Raw genomic sequence first — 18,856 nt, 5'->3', positions numbered from 1 at the left:
CCAGCCATGCCCGCAGCAAACGCCTCCAGCCCTTGGTACAAGCATCTTTGGCCATGGATCATCATTGCTATCCTGGCCTGCTCGGTGACCTTGACCCTGTCCATGGTCACCATTGCCGTAAAGAACCCGGACAACCTGGTTAACGACAACTACTACGAGGCTGGCAAAGGTATCAACCGCGCGCTGGACCGTGAGCTGCTGGGCCAGACTCTGCAATTGAAAGCCAAGCTGCGTCTGGACGAGATGACCGGCGAAGTTGTGCTGCTGCTCGAGGGCAACAGCAAGCCGCAAGCTTTGGAGCTCAACCTGATCTCCCCGACCCAACCTGAAAAAGACCGTAAAGTCAGCCTGAGCCAAAGCGCATCGGAACCAGGGCGCTACATCGGCCAACTGGATGACAAGATCGAAGGCCGCCGCTTTGTCGAATTGCTGGGCGTTGAAGACGGCAAGACCTGGCGCCTTTTCGAAGAGGAACTGGTCGGCCACGACAAGGACCTGCTACTGGGCGACGAGCCGATTCAAGGCGCTGAAGACCACAACAAGAAGTAACCTTGTCGCGAGCAAGCCCGCTCCTCATTCGTGGGAGCGGGCTTGCTCGCGATGGCGTACTTCCATCGCGATAGATCTCCATGACCTCTCCCGTACCCTGCTATCACTGCGCCCTGCCCGTCCCGCCTGGCAGCCGGTTCACCGCCGTTGTTCTGGGCGAGGTTCGCGAGTTCTGCTGCCCGGGCTGCCAGGCGGTGGCCGAAGCCATCGTGGCCGGCGGCCTCGAAAGCTATTACCAGCATCGCAGTGAACCTTGTGCCAACCCTGAAGCACTGCCCGTGCAACTGGTTGAGGAGTTGGCGCTGTATGACCGCCCCGACGTACAAAAACCCTTTGTCCGACACGAAGGCGAACAAGCCGAAACCACCCTGTTGATCGAAGGCATCAGTTGCGCGGCCTGTGGCTGGCTGATTGAGAAAGACCTGCGCCGCCTGCCTGCCGTGAGCGAAGCACGGCTCAACCTGTCCAACCATCGCTTGCACGTGCGTTGGGACGACAGCCAGTTGCCGTTAAGCGAAATCCTCAGTGAGCTGCGCCACATCGGTTATGCCGCGCACCCCTACCAGGCCGATCGCGCCACCGAACAACTGGCCAGCGAAAACCGTCTGGCCTTGCGCCAGCTTGGAGTTGCCGGGCTGTTGTGGTTTCAGGCAATGATGGCAACCATGGCCACCTGGCCCGAATTCAATATCGACCTCAGCCCCGAGATGCACACCATCCTGCGCTGGGTCGCGCTGTTCCTGACCACCCCAATCGTGTTCTACAGTTGCGCACCCTTTTTCAAGGGCGCCATGCGCGACCTGCGCACCCGCCACCTGACCATGGACGTGTCGGTGTCTCTGGCCATCGGCGGCGCTTATATTGCCGGGATCTGGACTGCTATCACCGGGATCGGCGAGCTGTACTTCGATGCTGTCGGCATGTTTGCCCTGTTTTTGCTGGCCGGGCGCTACCTCGAACGCCGCGCCCGCGAGCGCACGGCTGCCGCTACCGCGCAGTTGGTCAATCTGCTGCCTGCCTCCTGCCTGCGCCTGAGTGCCGACGGCCAAAGCGAACGTATCCTGCTGACCGAGCTTAAAGTCGGCGACCACGTGTTGGTCCACCCCGGTGCAATCCTTCCGGCGGACGGCAAGATACTTGATGGCCAGTCAAGCATCGATGAGTCCCTTTTGACCGGCGAGTATCTGCCACAACCACGCCGCATCGGCGACGCAGTAACGGCAGGCACCCTGAATGTCGAAGGCGCGCTGACCATTGAAGTCATGGCGCTGGGCCAGGATACCCGCCTGTCCGCCATCGTACGCTTGCTCGACCGCGCGCAAACTGAAAAGCCACGCTTGGCGGAAATTGCCGACAAGGCCGCGCAATGGTTCTTGCTGTTCTCGCTGATCGCGGCCGCCGGGATCGGCTTGTTGTGGTGGCAACTTGACCCATCACGGGCGTTCTGGATTGTCCTGGCGATGTTGGTGGCCACCTGCCCTTGCGCACTGTCTCTGGCGACGCCTACCGCACTCACCGCCGCCACCGGCACCCTGCACAAGCTGGGCTTGCTTCTGACTCGCGGCCACGTGATCGAGGGCCTGAACCAGATCGACACGGTGATCTTCGACAAGACCGGCACCTTGACCGAAGGTCGTCTGGCCCTGCGCGCCATTCGCCCGTTGCGCGACCTGGACAGCGATCAGTGCCTGGCCCTCGCCGCGGCGCTCGAAAACCGCTCCGAGCACCCGATCGCCCGCGCCTTTGGTCGCGCCCCACAAGCCGCAGAGGAAGTCCACAGTACTCCGGGGCTGGGCCTTGAAGGCCTGGTCGGCACGCAACGTGTGCGCATTGGTCAGCCGGGATTTGTCTGCGAGCTGAGCCAGTGTCAAATCCCCCACATGCCGGACGAACCCGGCCAATGGCTGCTATTGGGCGACACCACGGGCGTACTGGCCTGGTTTGTTCTGGATGACCGCCTTCGCGACGATGCTCCCGCGTTGCTCGCCGCCTGCAGGGCTCGCGGCTGGCGCACTCTGCTGCTCTCGGGCGACAGCTCGCCAATGGTTGCCAGCGTGGCCGCCGAACTGGGAATTGATGAAGCTCAGGGTGGCTTGCGCCCGGATGACAAACTGCGGGTATTGCAACAATTGCACGCACAGGGGCGCAAGGTGCTGATGCTGGGTGACGGGGTCAACGATGTCCCGGTACTCGCCGCCGCCGATATCAGCGTGGCAATGGGCTCGGCCACTGACCTGGCGAAAACCAGTGCCGATGCCGTGCTGCTGTCCAATCGCCTGGATGCCCTGGTACAAGCCTTTGGCCTGGCACGCCGAACCCGGCGAGTGATCATCGAAAATCTGCTGTGGGCCGGTCTGTACAATGGCCTTATGCTGCCATTTGCCGCGCTGGGCTGGATCACGCCGATCTGGGCCGCCATCGGCATGTCGATCAGCTCATTGACTGTGGTGCTCAATGCCTTGCGCCTGACTCGCATGCCCCATCAGGCGCATACTCCAGTCATGCCACACACCCGCCCGCTGCCGGTCTGAACCGGTCGCCTGGAGCCCATATGCCAGCGCTATACGTCATGATTCCTGCGGCCCTGCTGATTGTCGCCATCTGCATTTTCATTTTCTTTTGGGCGGTCGACAGTGGCCAGTACGACGACCTGGACAGCCCTGCCCACAGCATCCTGTTCGACGATCAAGACCCACAGCACACCGCTGCCGTCGAAGAAGCCAAGAGCCAACACCCGGAGTCGATTACCGACACCGACACCAAAAACCCTCCCCATGCTTGAGCTAGCGCCACTGCTGGTTTCCGCCGTGATTTTAGGCCTGCTCGGAGGCGGGCATTGCCTGGGCATGTGTGGTGGCCTGATGGGCGCGCTGACTCTGGCCATCCCAAAAGAGCAACGCAGCCGACGCTTCAGGCTGCTGCTGGCTTACAACCTCGGCAGAATACTCAGCTATGCCACGGCGGGATTACTGCTGGGGCTGGCAGGCTGGGCCGTGGCCAACAGCCCCGGCGCCATGTACATGCGCATTCTGGCCGGGTTATTGCTGATTTGCATGGGCCTGTACCTGGCGGGCTGGTGGAGCGGCCTGACCCGTATTGAAAGCCTGGGCCGCGGCCTGTGGCGGCATATCCAGCCCGTAGCCAACCGCCTGCTGCCGGTGTCGAGCCTGCCCCGCGCCTTGCTGCTGGGCGCGCTCTGGGGCTGGCTGCCATGCGGGTTGGTGTACAGCACGCTGATCTGGTCCGCCAGCCAGGGCAGCGCCATCGACAGCGCATTGCTGATGCTGGCGTTTGGTCTTGGCACCTGGCCCGTATTGCTGGCTACCGGCCTCGCTGCCGAACGTGTCACTGCACTGCTGCGCAAACGTAGCGTGCGCATGGCCGGAGGACTGCTGGTGATCCTGTTCGGCATCTGGACCCTGCCCGGCCCGCATCAGCATTGGCTGATGGGGCATTAGACTTAATACTTCGTAGCAGCTGCCGAAGGAACGAGGCTGCTGCTACGAGGATTTGCGGACCCCGCTTGAGCGGGAACAGTGTATCTACCAAAAATGCTGCCAATCATAGCCGTTGATGCAAATCAAGATGCCACAACGCCCCACCCCCTAGACTCCTGCGCATTGCCAGCCATCCCAGGGGAATGCCCGCATGCTCGACGCCATTCGTTGGGACCCAGACTTGATCCGCCGCTACGACTTGGCCGGACCACGCTACACCTCGTATCCCACAGCGATGCAGTTCAACAGTCAGGTCAGCCCGTTCGACCTGTTGCACGCCCTGCGCGAAAGCCGCAAGGCGCAGCGTCCGTTGTCGCTATACGTCCACGTGCCGTTCTGCGCAAATATTTGCTACTACTGCGCCTGCAACAAAGTCATCACCAAAGACCGTGGCCGAGCACAGCCTTATTTGCAAAAGCTCGAGCAGGAAATCCAGATGATTGCCTGCCACCTCGATCCGAAGCAAAAGGTCGAGCAACTGCACTTCGGGGGCGGCACACCGACTTTTCTCAGTCACGATGAACTGCGCCAATTGATGGCCAAGCTGCGCCAGCACTTCAACCTGTTGGACGACGACTCAGGCGATTACGGGATCGAAATCGACCCGCGGGAAGCCGACTGGTCGACTATGGGCCTATTACGTGAACTGGGTTTCAACCGTGTCAGCATAGGCCTGCAGGACCTCGACCCAGACGTACAGCGGGCGGTCAATCGGATGCAAAGCCTGGAGGAAACTCGGGCGGTGATCGACGCGGCACGCACCCTGCAATTTCGCTCGATCAATATCGACCTGATCTACGGCTTGCCCAAGCAAACCCCGGAGGCCTTTGCGCGCACCATTGACGAAGTGATCAGCTTGCAGCCGGACCGGTTGTCAGTGTTCAACTACGCCCACTTGCCTGAACGCTTTATGCCTCAACGCCGGATCAACACCAACGAACTCCCCTCGCCTGCCGCCAAATTGCAGATGCTGGAGCGCACCATCGAACAACTGACCGGCGCGGGCTATCGCTATATCGGCATGGACCACTTCGCACTGCCGGACGACGAACTGGCGATCGCCCAGGAAGAATCCACCCTGCAACGCAATTTTCAGGGCTACACCACCCACGGCCATTGCGACCTGATCGGTCTTGGCGTCTCGGCCATCAGCCAGATTGGCGACCTGTACTGCCAGAACGACAGCGACCTGGCGAGCTACCAGCGCACCCTGGCCAGCGGCCAGCTCGCCACCGGCCGCGGCCTGTTGTGCAATCAGGACGATCGTATCCGCCGCGAGGTTATCCAGCAGATCATTTGCAATTTACATGTGCCGTTTGCATGCATAGAGCAGGCGTTCAATATCGACTTCTGCGGGTATTTTGCCCCGCAGTGGCCAATGCTCAAGACCATGGCCGCCGACGGCCTGATTGCCCTGGACGACCAGCAGTTGACCGTACTGCCTGCCGGACGGTTACTGGTGCGCTCTGTGTGCATGGTGTTCGATGCCTATCTGGAGCAACAAACCCGCCAGCGTTATTCGCGGGTAATTTAAGGCCTCAGACACGGCCTCTAGAGCATGAGATGCGTGCACTGGCGTGGTGCGGCTGGCCTAGCCCTCCGCGCTGGGTTACCCTTGCATCTTATGTGTGTTTTCTCACAAGGATTTAAGAAATGTCCGAGCCAGTAAAAGTGCGCGCTCACAATCAGGCGCAGTGCAAGGATTGCAGTCTGGCGCCTCTCTGTTTGCCACTTTCGTTGAACCTGGAAGACATGGATGCGCTGGAAGAAATCGTCAAGCGCGGTCGCCCACTGAAAAAAGGCGAGTTCCTGTTCCGTCAGGGCGACACCTTTGGCTCGGTTTACGCCGTACGCTCTGGCGCGCTGAAAACGTTCAGCCTAAGCGACAACGGTGAAGAGCAAATTACCGGTTTCCATCTGCCGAGCGAACTGGTCGGCCTCTCCGGGATGGACACAGAGACTTACCCGGTGTCAGCCCAAGCGCTGGAAACTACACCTGTGTGCGAAATTCCTTTCGAGCGTCTCGACGAACTCTCTGTGCAACTGCCACAGCTTCGCCGCCAGCTGATGCGCGTGATGAGCCGTGAAATTCGTGACGACCAACAAATGATGCTGCTGCTGTCGAAAAAAACGGCTGACGAGCGTATTGCAACTTTTCTGGTCAACCTGTCTGCACGCTTTCGCGCTCGCGGTTTTTCGGCCAATCAATACCGCCTGAGCATGTCGCGCAACGAGATCGGTAATTATCTGGGCCTGGCCGTTGAGACGGTGTCCAGAGTCTTTACCCGCCTGCAGGAAAACCAGTTGATCACAGCTGAAGGCAAGGAAGTGCATATCCTTGACCCCATCAAGTTGTGCGCCCTGGCCGGTGGTTCGCTGGAAGTCTAAGACGGCTTACCGGGTTATACTGGCGCGCTTAACGCACGCCAGGACAGCCCGATATGGTCTCCGACAATTTTTGCCTCAAATCCCTGATCCGCCCGGTCATTGACTTCCCCAAGCCGGGAGTCATCTTTCGCGATATCACCCCCCTGTATCAATCGCCCCGCGCCATGCGCGTGATCGCCGACAGCTTTATCGAGCGCTATGTCGAGGCCGACTTCAGCCACATCGGTGCCATGGATGCCCGGGGCTTTTTGATTGGCTCGGTACTGGCACATCAGCTAAACAAACCACTGATCCTGTTTCGCAAACAAGGCAAATTGCCCGCTGACGTTTTGGCCGAAGGCTATCAGACGGAATATGGCGAAGCGTTTCTGGAAGTTCACGCCGACAGCCTGTGTGAAGGCGATTCATTGCTGATCGTCGATGACTTGATCGCCACCGGCGGCACGCTGATCGCCGCGGCCAACCTGGTACGACGCATGGGCGCCCAGGTATTTGAAGCGGCTGCGATCATTGACCTGCCCGAGCTGGGTGGCTCAAAGCGCTTGCAAGACTTGGGGGTGCCTACCTTCTGCCTGACCGAGTTTTCGCTGACAGAGTAATCATCTCATTGTGTAGCCGCTGCCGCAGGCTGCGATGGACTGCGCAGCAGGCCCGCCACTTTGAAAGACCTGCGGCAGCGACTACAGACTGGGCTTACAAAATAATCGGCCGACGCCCAGAGAACGAATGAGCCAGAGTGCCACCATCGACCAGCTCCAGCTCACCCCCCAGCGGCACACCATGAGCGATCCGTGAAGCGATCAGGCCTTTATTGCTGAGCAGTTGAGCAATGTAATGCGCAGTGGCCTCACCCTCAACCGTAGGATTGGTCGCCAGAATCACCTCTGTAAAAGTGCCCTGTTCGGCAATACGCGTCATCAATTGCGGAATGCCAATCGCCTCCGGCCCCAGACCATCAAGCGGCGACAAGTGCCCCTTGAGCACGAAATAACGCCCGCGATAGCCCGTCTGCTCGACGGCATACACATCCATCGGCCCCTCGACCACACAGAGCAAGGTGTCATCACGGCGCACGTCAGCACACTGCGGGCACAAGTCGTCTTCCGTCAGGGTTCTGCACAGACGGCAATGTCCCACGCCCTCCATCGCCTGAGTCAAGGCCAAAGCCAAGCGCGAACCGCCACTGCGATCACGTTCAAGCAGTTGCAGAGCCATGCGCTGCGCGGTCTTTTGACCCACACCCGGCAAGGTACGCAAGGCATCGATCAGTTGGCGAATCAGGGGGCTGAAGCTCATAGGGAAAGGTCCGACAAAACAACGAGACGCGGTTTATACCCGCGGTGTGGGATGGCGTCAAATGCCCGTAAAACAGGCAAAAAAATGCCAGGCTCAAGGCCTGGCATTTTTGAGCGCCTTAGAACGGCAGCTTCATGCCCGGCGGCAGTTGCATGCCGGCAGTCACGCCCGACATTTTGTCCTGGCTGTTGGCTTCGATCTTGCGAACGGCGTCGTTGACAGCAGCGGCAAACAGATCTTCCAGCACTTCGCGGTCATCTTCACTGACGCCTTCAAGCAGAGCCGGATCAATGCTCACACGCTTGATGTCGTGACGGCCAGTCATGACCACGGTGACCATATCGCCACCCGCCTTGCCGGTGACTTCTGCATTGGCCAGTTCTTCCTGCATCTTGGCCATTTTTTCCTGCATCTGCTGCGCCTGCTTCATCAGGCCGGCCATGCCACCTTTCATCATGGGAATCACCTCAAACGTTATTTGGACAATGCTCCCGGGATCAAAACGGCCCCGGGCTGTAAGTTTCTATCCTGGCGCTGCTAAGCCTGAGCTTCAACAACGTCTACAGGTTGAATCGAATCTTCGCGGACTGCCGCGCCGAACTGCTCGATCATGTGCTGGATCAGCGGATCAGCATGGATCGACTCCTCGGCCAGCCGCTGGCGCTCTGCACGAAAGCGCGAAGCAGCCTGGGCCGGGGTTTCCTGTTCCGGCTTGACCAGCTCAATGGTTACTTTGAGTGTGCGCTGAGTGTACTGGTTCAGTGCATCGTTGAGTCGGCGCTGCTGGGTCAGGTTAAACAGTGCGCTGTGCGCCGGGTCCAGGTGCAACAGCCAGTCATCACCGTCAACCGCAATCAAGGTGCAGTTGGCACCAATACTGGCGGTCATGCCCGATACCGGTAATTTGGGGAACATGTTCAGCCATTCAAGGGCCAACCCGGTCGCCGGCATTGCAGCAGGCAACGGCTCGGGTTCCGGAGCAGGCTCGGCCGCATGCTCACTGGCCAGCTCGTCGAGGTAGCTGTAGGCCGCCGAGTCCATGTCCGGTTCGATGTAGTCTTCATCCAGCGGCGGCTCGTCATCGCGATCCATGCCCGACAAAGCCGCATCCACCTGTTCAACGGTAGGCTCGGGGATTGGCGCCGCTGCCCACTGCGGTGCATCCGGCACAACGCTGTCTGGCGTCGGCAAAGGCATCGGCGGCAGCTCGGGCGGCTCGCCAACGGTATCCAGCACCGGCTCAGGTACAGCCTCGTCCTCGATTACCGGGACAGACGGCGCATTCCAGGGCAAGTCCTTTTCTGGCACTGCAGGCGCCTTGGGGGCCTCTACAGGCGCAGGAACGGCCTCGACTACCGGTTCTTCAACAACCGGAACCGGTACGGCAACAGGTGCAACTACTACTGGCGCTACAGGAGCAGCGTCAGCCACGGTTGGGGCGGAATCAACTGTGGCCTGGCTGATCCCCACTGGCTTTAGCGGCTGACTCGGCGCGTTAACGGTATCTGCCGGGCGGAAGGCCAGCATTCGCAACATGACCATTTCAAAGCCACCACGCGGGTCTGGCGCCAGCGGCAAGTCGCGCCGGCCAATCAGGCCCATCTGGTAATAAAACTGTACGTCTTCGGCGGGCAACGCCTTGGCCAGGGCCAACACGCGGTCGCGGTCACCGTGACCGTTGTCGACGCCATCCGGCAACGCCTGGGCAATGGCAACCCGGTGAAACACATTGAGGATCTCGGACAGCACGCCGCTCCAGTCCGGACCTTGCTCGGCCAGATGGCGCACCGCTTCAAGCAGCGCACGGGCATCGCCTTCGATCAAGGCGTGCAACAGGTCAAACACCTGGCCATGGTCGAGGGTGCCGAGCATCGCCCGCACGTCGCCAGCCAGCACCTTGCCTTCGCCGAAAGCGATCGCCTGATCGGTGAGGCTCATGGCATCACGCATCGAACCATCGGCCGCACGGCCCAACAGCCACAGTGCGTCGTCTTCAAACGGCACGTTCTCGACACTGAGCACATGGCTCAAATGCTCGACCACACGCTCAGGCGTCATGTTTTTCAGCGAAAACTGCAGGCAGCGCGACAAGATCGTGGCCGGCAATTTCTGCGGATCAGTGGTTGCCAGGATGAATTTGACGTAGGGCGGCGGCTCTTCGAGGGTCTTGAGCAGCGCATTGAACGAATGGCTGGAGAGCATGTGCACTTCGTCGATCAGGTAGACCTTGAAGCGCCCACGGCTCGGGGCGTACTGCACGTTGTCGAGCAGTTCACGGGTGTCCTCGACCTTGGTACGGCTGGCGGCGTCGATCTCGATCAGGTCGACAAAACGCCCTTCATCGATTTCGCGACACACCGAACACTCGCCGCACGGGGTCGAGGTGATACCTGTTTCACAGTTCAGGCATTTGGCGATGATCCGCGCGATGGTGGTCTTGCCGACGCCACGAGTACCGGTAAACAGGTAGGCGTGGTGCAGGCGCTGACTGTCCAGGGCATTGATCAGAGCCTTGAGCACATGGGTCTGGCCGACCATTTCGCGGAACGAGCGCGGACGCCATTTACGTGCAAGAACCTGATAACTCATTGATAACCGTCGCGTCTGAAAAGCGGAAGGGGCTAATGCTAGCGGAGCAAGGCCAAAATTGCATCCGATGCGCACTTTAAACTGCTCGGCACCGCTGCAATCCAGGTTTTATCCAGGCACGGCGATACGCCGACAGTTCAGTTGAACGTCGAAAAACGATTTGAACACTGGATTTTTGATTTTGACTAAACCCGACAGAACTGCGGGTTTTAAAAATGGAGGCAACCCCACCAGCCACACCCCGGCACACAATGTTCCCGCTGTGGCTGCTTCCTTCCGGATCTGACCAGGTTAACGGGTAATCGTTGCGGAGGGACCGATAGGGTCACCATAACAACATCCGCCTAGCAGCGAACGGCGCCATTGTACCTGTCTGAGAAAAACTTACAACCGCTGTTGCAAGAATAAAAAAATGAATGGGCTCAAGCACTTGGATTGAGAAGAACAATAACGCCCGCTAGCCGCTACCGCGGGCTGCAGAGATACTTCAGCCGTGGGAGCGAGCCTGCTCGCGAAGATTATTCGCGAGTAGGCTCGCTCCCACCAGGGGCTGACCTGGAACAGAGTATCTACAGGGAACTAGATCAAAATGCCCTGCTCTTTCAAAAACACCACAAAGGCTTCTTCATCCAGCACCTTGAGCCCCAGCTCATTGGCCTTGGCCAACTTGGAACCCGCTCCCGGCCCCGCCACCACGCAATGGGTCTTGCCGGAAACCGAGCCCGAGACCTTGGCTCCCAGGCTCTCCAGCTTGTCCTTGGCGACGTCGCGGCTCATCAACTCCAGCGACCCGGTCAGCACCCAGGTCTGACCAGCCAGTGGCAAGCCTTCGACAGCCTTTTTCTCGCTCTGCCAGTGCATGCCGAAGTCGCGTAGCTGGGCTTCGATTTCCAGCGCTATACGGGCATTTTCAGAACTGTCGAAAAATTCGCGCACCGCCTTGGCCTGCTTCTCGGGCAAGGCCTGGCGCATATCGAGCCAGTCTGCATCGATCACGCCTGCAAGCGAGCCAAATTTCTCGGCCAGCTTCTGCGCCCCGCCCGGCCCTACCGACGGGATGTGCAACTTGTCGATCAGCCCGCCCAATGTGGTGCTGGCCGCAAACTCGGCACCCAGCTCGCCCTGATCCTGCAACTCCAGGCCACGCTCCAGCAGTTGTGCAATCACCTGCTGGTTGTGCGCATCACTAAAGAAGCTGTGAATCTCGTGCGCCACTTCCAGCCCGACGTCAGGCAAGTAGGTGAGCACTTGCGGCAAGGCACGCTGCACGCGCTCCAGCGAGGCCAGGGAACGCGCCAGCACCTTGGCAGTCTCTTCGCCTACATCAGGAATCCCCAATGCATAGATAAAACGGGCCAAGGTCGGACGCTTGCTGTCGGCAATGGCCTGCAGCAGGTTCTTGCTCGACAGTTCGGCAAAGCCTTCGAGGTCGACGATCTGCTCAAACGCCAGGGTATAAAGATCGGCTGGTGAACTCACCAGGCCCTCGTCCACCAGCTGTTCGACGCTTTTCTCGCCCAGGCCTTCAATGTCCATCGCTCGGCGCGACACAAAATGAATAATCGCCTGTTTAAGCTGGGCTCCGCAGGCCAAACGCCCGACACAGCGATACACCGCGCCTTCGGTGATGGTTTCGCGGCCCTTGCTGCGCTTGATCAGTTGTGTGCGCTCGACATGAGAGCCGCACACCGGACAGTTTTGCGGGATCTGCACCGGGCGCGCATCTGCAGGACGACGCTCCAGCACTACTTGCACCACTTGCGGAATTACATCGCCAGCACGACGAATAATCACCGTATCGCCAATCATCAGGCCCAGACGCGCCACTTCGTCCATGTTGTGCAAGGTCGCGTTGGACACGGTCACACCAGCTACCTTGACCGGCTTAAGGCGCGCCACAGGGGTTACTGCACCGGTACGTCCGACCTGAAACTCGACATCCAGCAGCTCGGTCAGCTCTTCCATCGCCGGAAACTTGTGAGCGATGGCCCAGCGCGGCTCGCGAGCCCGAAAGCCCAACTCGCGCTGCGAAGCCAGGTTATTGACCTTGAACACTACGCCGTCGATTTCATACGGCAGCGAGGCTCGGCGCTCGCCAATATCACGGTAGTAGTCCAGGCATTCGGCAATCCCCTTGGCCAGTTTCAGCTCGTGACTGATCGGCATGCCCCATTGCTGCAGCTGCTTGAGATTGCCGATATGGGTATCCGAGAATTCCTCGGATACCTGCCCCAGGCCGTAGCAGCAAAACTCCAGCGGGCGGCTGGCGGTAATCTTCGAATCCAGCTGGCGTAAGCTGCCCGCAGCCGCGTTTCGCGGATTTGCAAAGGTCTTGCCACCGGCGGCAAGCTGAGTCTCATTGAGACGCTCAAAACCGGCCTTGGACATAAACACCTCGCCGCGCACTTCCAGCACGGCGGGCCAGCCGCTGCCATGCAGCTTGAGCGGGATATTGCGCACGGTGCGCACGTTGACGCTGATGTCTTCGCCCGTGGTGCCATCACCTCGGGTAGCGCCACGCACCAAATTACCGTCCTGATACAGCAAACTCACCGCCAGCCCATCGAGCTTGGGCTCGCAGCTGTATTCAACTTCGGCGCCGCCACCGAACAGATCACCTGCGGGCAAATCCAGACCCTCACTGACACGGCGATCAAACTCGCGCATATCGGTTTCGTCGAAAGCATTACCCAGGCTCAGCATGGGTACTTCGTGACGCACCTGGGTGAAGGCTGACAACGCCGCGCTACCAACGCGCTGGGTCGGTGAATCAGCAGTAACCAGCTCTGGATGTTCGGCTTCGAGCGCTTTCAACTCGTGAAACAGGCGGTCGTACTCGGCGTCCGGAATACTCGGCTCGTCGAGTACGTGGTAGCGATAGTTATGCTGATCCAGTTCAGCGCGCAGCTCTAGAATGCGGGTATTGGCGGCGGTCATGGGGTGTTCTCTCACAAAGCAAAAGAGCAGCCGTGGCTGCTCAATGTGTTAAATCGTTTTGCACTGCACGGGAGCAAGCCTGCTCCCGGCATTTTTAACGTTTTTGGGTCAGGGCACGACGCTCGAACTCAACGATGCGCTGACGGTAGTGTTCGATGGTCTGGGCCGTCAAAACACTGCGCTGATCATCCTTGAGCTCGCCATTGAGTTCCTGGGACAGCTTGCGTGCAGCGGCAACCATCACATCGAAAGCCTGCTTGGGATAACGCGGGCCCGGCAAACCAAGGAAGAAGCTGACGGCAGGTGTACTGAACAGGTCAATATCGTCCAGATCAAACACACCCGGCTTGACCGCGTTGGCCATGGAAAACAGGACTTCGCCATTGCCGGCCATGCTTTCGTGGCGATGGAAAATATCCATCTCGCCAAAACGCAAACCGCTTTCCAGAATGTTCTGCAACAGTGCCGGGCCTTTGAACCCGGCCGGGTCACGACAAATTACGCTGATCACCAGGACTTCTTCAGCGGCCGGCTGTGGTTGCTGCTCTTTCACCTCAACAGCAGCCACGCTCGCAGCTGAACGCCCACGCGGCTTGGCTTGCGCTACAAAATCATCATCACGGGCGCTGATGCTCGGGCCGTCATCCAGATCAAGATTGAGATTCAGGTCGCCCTGACTTGGCTCACCACCACGCTTGCCGCGCTTGGAGCCCTTGTCACGTGCCGGCATGCTCACGGATGGCAGGTCCTGCTCATCAAGCTGGGGCTCTTTATGGGTTGGCGTATCCAGTACCCGTGAAGGGCCCAGCAACTCAGGACTGCTTTCGTCGTCAGGGGCGTTGGAAAAGCTGCGATCAAGACGAAACTTGAGCTTGCCTTTACCACCGCGCATGCGGCGCCAGCCATCAAAAAGAATACCGGCGATGACCACTATGCCGATGACGATCAGCCACTCGCGCAGACCGATTTCCATGTAATCCCGTGCCCCTAAAAAATGATTCTATGAAGAAGAGCCTAAAGCCCTTTAAAACGTGGCGCCAACTCTATGTTCTGAATGGCGTTTTACCCACGTACAAAAAAATTAGACGTTAAATTAACACGACCAAAGATAACTTTACACCGTCTGTCGCATTGAGTTATGCCCATGTAGCCTTCGACCTACGTGTGATATCGGTCAAATCCTAGATATTTTTCTTACAAGAAGAAAAAACTAGCCCTACATGCTTATAGCTCAAGCATCGACCATTGCCATTGCCTCCTCAACATCAACCGCCACCAGACGTGAACAACCGGGCTCATGCATCGTCACGCCCATCAACTGATCCGCCATCTCCATGGCGATTTTGTTGTGGGTGATGTAGATAAACTGCACAGTTTGCGACATCTCTTTAACCAAGCGCGCATAGCGGCCTACGTTGGCATCATCCAGCGGCGCATCGACTTCATCGAGCATGCAAAACGGCGCAGGATTGAGTTTGAAAATGGCAAAAACCAATGCCAGAGCCGTCAATGCTTTCTCGCCACCGGACAGCAAATGAATGGTGCTGTTCTTCTTGCCCGGCGGCCGCGCCATAATTGTTACTCCTGTATCGAGTAAATCTTCGCCCGTCAGTTCCAGGTAAGCGCTGCCTCCACCGAAAACTTTTGGGAAAAGTGCCTGTAATCCACCATTTATCTGATCAAAGGTGTCTTTAAAGCGGCTGCGGGTCTCTTTGTCGATCTTGCGAATAACGTTTTCCAGGGTATCGAGCGCTTCGACCAGATCAGCATCCTGAGCATCCAGATAACGCTTGCGCTCAGATTGCTGCTGATACTCATCGATAGCCGCGAGGTTGATCGCGCCCAGACGTTGAATCCGCGCCGCAATACGCTCCAGCTCCTCTTCGGCCTGCTGCTCATTGACCTCGGTGCTCAAGGTGGCAAGCACCCCGTGCAAGTCATAGCCGTCTGCCAGCAATTGATCCTGTAATGCCGTACGACGCACGGTCAGCGCTTGCCACTCCATGCGCTGCTGTTCCAGTTGACCGCGAATCAGCTGCGATTGTTGCTCAGCCTGATTACGCCGCTTTTCAGCCTCACGCAATTCGCGATCTGCATCTTCAAGTGCGGTCTGGGCAATCTTGAGCTCCTCGTCCACGCTCAGGCGCTTGTCGAGCAGCTCTTCGAGCTTCAGGCGCAGCTCTTCAAGAGGGGCTTCACCCTCCTCCAGATTGAGATTCAATTGCTCGCGTTTTTCAGCCAGCCGCTCGGCCTGCATTTCAAGACGCTCAAGCGCCTGACGAGTCGAGTCGTGCTGCGCTTTAAGCGAGCCCAGACGAACCGCCAACTGGTGTGCGTGATCCTTGTGCTGGCGAGCATCCTGGCGGACCCGGTCCAGTTGCTCACGCAAATTGTCGCGCCGAGCCAATAGCAACTCACGCTGCTCGGTGTCGGTGGCCATGGTGTCCAGCGCATCTTGCAAGAGCAGGCGTGCTTCGCCCACTTGCTCATGCTCAAGCGCACGCTGTTCGCCCAACTCGGCCAGCTCTTCATCCAGGCGCCGACGGCGCAGGGTCAATTGCTCGACCTTGGCCTTGCTGGCAGATAGTTTGGCCTTGATCTCGCCCTGCTGACGGGCTTCGTCTTGCAAGCGACGTCGAACCTGCTCACGCGAGTCTTCTTGGGTAAGCTGTTGCTCGCGCAGACGTTGCAGTTGTTCTTCCAGCGTCGCAAGGGTGGCCTCACGCTCTTCGCGCTCAAGCCCAAGGCGCTGGATTTCCTGACCACGGGCCAGAACGCCACTTTCAGCTTCACTGGCGCGGCGAACACGCAAGAAGTTGCGCCCGACCCAATAGCCATCACGGCTGATCAGGCTTTGGCCATCCACCAGTTGCCCGCGCAAGGCCAGCGCCTGCTCCAGAGTCTCTACCGGCTTGACCTGACCCAGCCAGGGCGCCAGGTCAAAGTCGGCCTCGACCTTGTCGAGCAGGCTGCCCGCCAAACGGGATCCCTGGGCTGCGCCACTGAACAGGCGCAAATCGCCCTGGGCAAAACCGGCCAGGTCCAGCTGTGAAAAATCGTCGACCAATACCGCCTGTAAATCGGCGCCCAGCACGGTCTCGACGGCCAACTCCCAGCCTGCTTCAACGCGCAGGCCTTCGGCCAGCCGCGGCTGCTCGGCAAGTTGCTGTTCGCGTAACCATTCGCCTGCACCGGTGCCAGGATCGAGCGCAGCCTGTTGCAAGGCCTCAAGCGAGGCCAGACGACCGTTAAGTCGCTGCAGTTCACCCTGAGCCTGCTGCTGGTTCTGCGTCGCCTGTTGCAAGTCATGACGCACCTGCTCCAGGCGCTCGACCAGTAGTTCTTCGCTGGCCTGCAGTTCTTCCTGGGTCAACTCGCTGGTGGCCAACTGCTCACTCAGCTCGAGAATGGCCGCGTCTTCAGGGTCCGCCGCCAACAAGGCGCGCTCTTCAGCCAAACGCCGCTGACGCTCGGCCACGCGTTCCATGCTGGTTTCCAGCTGTTGGATACGGGCCTGCAAGACTTCGGATTGGCGCTGCGGCTCGGCCGAGCGCTGGTTGAAACTGTCCCACTGCTCTTGCCAGCCGTGCATGGTGTGCTCGGAAGTCTCAAGCGCGGCGCCCGCCTCCTCGGCCGAGGCGCTGGCCAGCTCCTGCTCTGGCTCAAGCATTTGCAGCTCTTCGCCCAAGGTCGCAAGCATGGTGCGGTCATGACCCAGGTGCGACTCGGTTTCGAGACGCGAGCGCTCGGCCTCGCGCAGGTCATCCTGCAACTGCCGCAAACGCTGCTGGCCGTGCTGAATGCTCTGCTCGACGCGGGCAATATCACCGCCTACGGAGTAGAAACGACCTTGCACCAAATTGAAGCGCTCTGACAGATCATGGTGCCCGTCACGCAAGCGTTCGATGCTGGCATCGGCGTTTCGCTGCTCGGCCACCAGGGCTTCGAAGCTGACTTCCTGGTTGCCAATGACCGCTTCGCGCTGGCCCACCTGTTCGTTCAGCGCCTGCCAGCGCAAGGCCGACAGCTGGGCCTTGAGCTGACGCTCCTCAGCCTTGTATTCCTGATACTTTTCAGCGGCCTGAGCCTGGCGGTGCAAGCGTTCAAGCTGGCGCCCCAACTCGTCTCGCAAGTCCGTCAGGCGGGCGAGGTTTTCGTGAGTCCGGCGAATTCGGTTTTCGGTCTCGCGGCGCCGCTCCTTGTACTTGGAGATGCCCGCCGCTTCCTCGATAAAGTTACGCAGGTCTTCAGGCTTGGATTCAATCAGCTTGGAGATCATGCCCTGCTCGATAATCGAGTAGCTGCGTGGTCCAAGGCCAGTGCCGAGGAAGATATCGGTAATGTCACGCCGACGGCACTTGGTGCCGTTGAGGTAATAGGTGGTCTGGCTGTCACGGGTGACTTTACGGCGGATGGAGATCTCGGCGTAAGCCGCGTACTCACCCAGCAGCGTGCCGTCAGAGTTGTCGAAAACCAGCTCGATGCTGGCCTGGCTCACTGGCTTGCGCGTGGTGGAGCCATTAAAGATGACGTCTGTCATCGATTCGCCGCGCAGGTTTTTCGCCGAACTTTCGCCCATTACCCAGCGCACAGCGTCGATGATATTGGACTTTCCGCAGCCGTTAGGGCCTACAACCGCCGCCATATTGCTCGGAAAGTTAACCGTGGTCGGATCGACGAAAGACTTGAAGCCAGCCAGCTTGATGCACGTCAGGCGCACGCTCAGGCAACCGTCAAGGCAGATAGCACCAGAGCACAACTGCGCTGGGCATAACTGCTCAGCACTACACGAATTTGCGCCAGGTCTCGCGCCAGCACGGCTTCGAGCAACTGCGCAAACAGGGCCAGAAATTCGCTCATCTCAGTCTTGCGCTGATCCAGTGCCAGGTAATAGGCACGGCTCATGGACGGATGCAGGTTCTCGACGGTTTCCTGCAAATACGGATTGTCGGCAAACGGGTACGCCGCACGCATCACATTGAAGCTGTCTTCAACGAAGGTGCTGATGTCCTGTCGCTCGAAGCTTGCGATCAGGCGCTGCTGGATTTGCAGGAACGGCCCCAGATCGGCCGGCACAGCCCAACGCTGCGCAACCGCATTGCCAAGCAGGATGTACATCTCGCTCATCAGCGTGCACAGGCTCTGCACCTTGTGCGGCGTGAGCTCGGTCACATGGGCGCCACGGCGCGGCAGGATGGCGATCAGATGTCGGCGCTCAAGGATCAACAACGCTTCGCGCACAGAGCCGCGACTGACATTTAGCGCCAGCGTCACTTTCTGTTCTTGAATGCGTTCCCCAGGCTTTAGCTCGCCGCGAATGATGCGTTCGGCGAGGTGGTGAGCGATTTGCTCGGCGAGGCTGTCCGGCGCCTTGAACGTCATGTTTTACCTTCAAAATCTTTGATCAGTACAAGCGACGCAGTGTAACGCACTTGATGTGCGCTCGCGCAGAGCCCAGAGAGCTGAATATGGCACGAAATAAGCAAATAAATCCCTCGAAGATCAATCACAGGGATGGCTGATCTCTATTTCTTGACCCCAAGGTCAGCTTTAGCTAAATTCAGTACATCCCGCGTTACAACAATAATGATTATGCGAGG

At 59.0% G+C, this 18,856-nt stretch carries 14 protein-coding genes and 1 other RNA gene; 7 read left to right on the top strand and 8 right to left on the bottom strand.

The window, feature by feature from the left end:
* Window positions 1–6: 6 nt before the first annotated feature.
* The 7 genes from V6L79_RS11915 to V6L79_RS11885 all read left to right on the top strand — a co-directional run bounded on the left by V6L79_RS11915 (window position 7) and on the right by V6L79_RS11885 (window position 7,033).
* Window positions 7–549, top strand: coding sequence for a FixH family protein (locus tag V6L79_RS11915; protein WP_261741708.1), 543 nt, complete (start codon window positions 7–9; stop codon window positions 547–549).
* 80 nt (window positions 550–629) lie between these two features.
* On the top strand, window positions 630–3,080 hold the full coding sequence (locus V6L79_RS11910) for a heavy metal translocating P-type ATPase (RefSeq protein WP_261741707.1): 2,451 nt from the start codon (window positions 630–632) through the stop codon (window positions 3,078–3,080).
* Window positions 3,081–3,100: 20 nt separating this feature from the next.
* Complete coding sequence (gene ccoS, locus V6L79_RS11905; RefSeq protein WP_261741706.1) at window positions 3,101–3,331, top strand: cbb3-type cytochrome oxidase assembly protein CcoS; 231 nt, start codon at window positions 3,101–3,103, stop codon at window positions 3,329–3,331.
* Window positions 3,324–4,007 (top strand): sulfite exporter TauE/SafE family protein, encoded by a 684-nt coding sequence (locus V6L79_RS11900; protein ID WP_261741705.1) that lies wholly within the window; start codon window positions 3,324–3,326, stop codon window positions 4,005–4,007. Before ccoS ends, V6L79_RS11900 begins: the two co-directional genes overlap by 8 nt.
* A gap of 190 nt (window positions 4,008–4,197) precedes the next feature.
* On the top strand, window positions 4,198–5,580 hold the full coding sequence (hemN, locus tag V6L79_RS11895) for an oxygen-independent coproporphyrinogen III oxidase (protein ID WP_261741704.1): 1,383 nt from the start codon (window positions 4,198–4,200) through the stop codon (window positions 5,578–5,580).
* Window positions 5,581–5,699: 119 nt separating this feature from the next.
* On the top strand, window positions 5,700–6,434 hold the full coding sequence (gene fnr / locus V6L79_RS11890; protein WP_261741703.1) for a fumarate/nitrate reduction transcriptional regulator Fnr: 735 nt from the start codon (window positions 5,700–5,702) through the stop codon (window positions 6,432–6,434).
* Between the two features lie 53 nt (window positions 6,435–6,487).
* Window positions 6,488–7,033 carry an adenine phosphoribosyltransferase gene (locus V6L79_RS11885; RefSeq protein WP_261741702.1) on the top strand — a complete coding sequence of 182 codons (546 nt, stop codon included), beginning with the start codon at window positions 6,488–6,490 and terminating at the stop codon, window positions 7,031–7,033.
* Window positions 7,034–7,127: 94 nt separating this feature from the next.
* Here V6L79_RS11885 and recR read toward each other — a convergent pair whose 3' ends face one another.
* From recR to V6L79_RS11845, 8 genes are all read right to left on the bottom strand, one after another.
* On the bottom strand, window positions 7,128–7,730 hold the full coding sequence (gene recR / locus V6L79_RS11880; RefSeq protein WP_261741701.1) for a recombination mediator RecR: 603 nt from the start codon (window positions 7,728–7,730) through the stop codon (window positions 7,128–7,130).
* 118 nt (window positions 7,731–7,848) lie between these two features.
* Window positions 7,849–8,187 (bottom strand): YbaB/EbfC family nucleoid-associated protein, encoded by a 339-nt coding sequence (locus tag V6L79_RS11875; RefSeq protein ID WP_019826710.1) that lies wholly within the window; start codon window positions 8,185–8,187, stop codon window positions 7,849–7,851.
* A gap of 80 nt (window positions 8,188–8,267) precedes the next feature.
* Complete coding sequence (gene dnaX, locus V6L79_RS11870) at window positions 8,268–10,319, bottom strand: DNA polymerase III subunit gamma/tau (protein ID WP_338580271.1); 2,052 nt, start codon at window positions 10,317–10,319, stop codon at window positions 8,268–8,270.
* Window positions 10,320–10,544: 225 nt separating this feature from the next.
* Window positions 10,545–10,641: signal recognition particle sRNA small type (gene ffs, locus V6L79_RS11865), an RNA gene on the bottom strand.
* A 257-nt stretch (window positions 10,642–10,898) separates the two neighbouring features.
* Window positions 10,899–13,256: an NAD-dependent DNA ligase LigA gene (gene ligA, locus V6L79_RS11860; protein ID WP_338580270.1), complete on the bottom strand. Its 2,358-nt coding sequence runs from the start codon at window positions 13,254–13,256 to the stop codon at window positions 10,899–10,901.
* A gap of 94 nt (window positions 13,257–13,350) precedes the next feature.
* Window positions 13,351–14,229, bottom strand: a complete 879-nt coding sequence (gene zipA, locus V6L79_RS11855; RefSeq protein WP_261741698.1) for a cell division protein ZipA — start codon at window positions 14,227–14,229, stop codon at window positions 13,351–13,353.
* A 258-nt stretch (window positions 14,230–14,487) separates the two neighbouring features.
* Window positions 14,488–17,976 (bottom strand): chromosome segregation protein SMC, encoded by a 3,489-nt coding sequence (gene smc, locus V6L79_RS11850; RefSeq protein ID WP_321836110.1) that lies wholly within the window; start codon window positions 17,974–17,976, stop codon window positions 14,488–14,490.
* Window positions 17,977–17,978: 2 nt separating this feature from the next.
* Window positions 17,979–18,638, bottom strand: a complete 660-nt coding sequence (locus V6L79_RS11845; protein WP_261741696.1) for a GntR family transcriptional regulator — start codon at window positions 18,636–18,638, stop codon at window positions 17,979–17,981.
* Window positions 18,639–18,856 lie beyond the last annotated feature (218 nt).

The sequence above is a fragment of the Pseudomonas sp. ML2-2023-6 genome (assembly GCF_037055265.1).
GTDB classification, from domain to species: Bacteria; Pseudomonadota; Gammaproteobacteria; order Pseudomonadales; family Pseudomonadaceae; genus Aquipseudomonas; species Aquipseudomonas kulmbachensis.
This window is presented reverse-complemented; position numbering and strand designations above follow the sequence as displayed.

Bases quoted from the DNA above. Each gene is read 5' to 3' on its own strand.
- V6L79_RS11915 (WP_261741708.1), top strand. From the start codon at position 7: ATGCCCGCAGCAAACGCCTCCAGCCCTTGGTACAAGCATCTTTGGCCA.
- V6L79_RS11910 (WP_261741707.1), top strand. From the start codon at position 630: ATGACCTCTCCCGTACCCTGCTATCACTGCGCCCTGCCCGTCCCGCCT.
- ccoS (WP_261741706.1), top strand. From the start codon at position 3,101: ATGCCAGCGCTATACGTCATGATTCCTGCGGCCCTGCTGATTGTCGCC.
- V6L79_RS11900 (WP_261741705.1), top strand. From the start codon at position 3,324: ATGCTTGAGCTAGCGCCACTGCTGGTTTCCGCCGTGATTTTAGGCCTG.
- hemN (WP_261741704.1), top strand. From the start codon at position 4,198: ATGCTCGACGCCATTCGTTGGGACCCAGACTTGATCCGCCGCTACGAC.
- fnr (WP_261741703.1), top strand. From the start codon at position 5,700: ATGTCCGAGCCAGTAAAAGTGCGCGCTCACAATCAGGCGCAGTGCAAG.
- V6L79_RS11885 (WP_261741702.1), top strand. From the start codon at position 6,488: ATGGTCTCCGACAATTTTTGCCTCAAATCCCTGATCCGCCCGGTCATT.
- recR (WP_261741701.1), bottom strand. From the start codon at position 7,730: ATGAGCTTCAGCCCCCTGATTCGCCAACTGATCGATGCCTTGCGTACC.
- V6L79_RS11875 (WP_019826710.1), bottom strand. From the start codon at position 8,187: ATGATGAAAGGTGGCATGGCCGGCCTGATGAAGCAGGCGCAGCAGATG.
- dnaX (WP_338580271.1), bottom strand. From the start codon at position 10,319: ATGAGTTATCAGGTTCTTGCACGTAAATGGCGTCCGCGCTCGTTCCGC.
- ligA (WP_338580270.1), bottom strand. From the start codon at position 13,256: ATGACCGCCGCCAATACCCGCATTCTAGAGCTGCGCGCTGAACTGGAT.
- zipA (WP_261741698.1), bottom strand. From the start codon at position 14,229: ATGGAAATCGGTCTGCGCGAGTGGCTGATCGTCATCGGCATAGTGGTC.
- V6L79_RS11845 (WP_261741696.1), bottom strand. From the start codon at position 18,638: ATGACGTTCAAGGCGCCGGACAGCCTCGCCGAGCAAATCGCTCACCAC.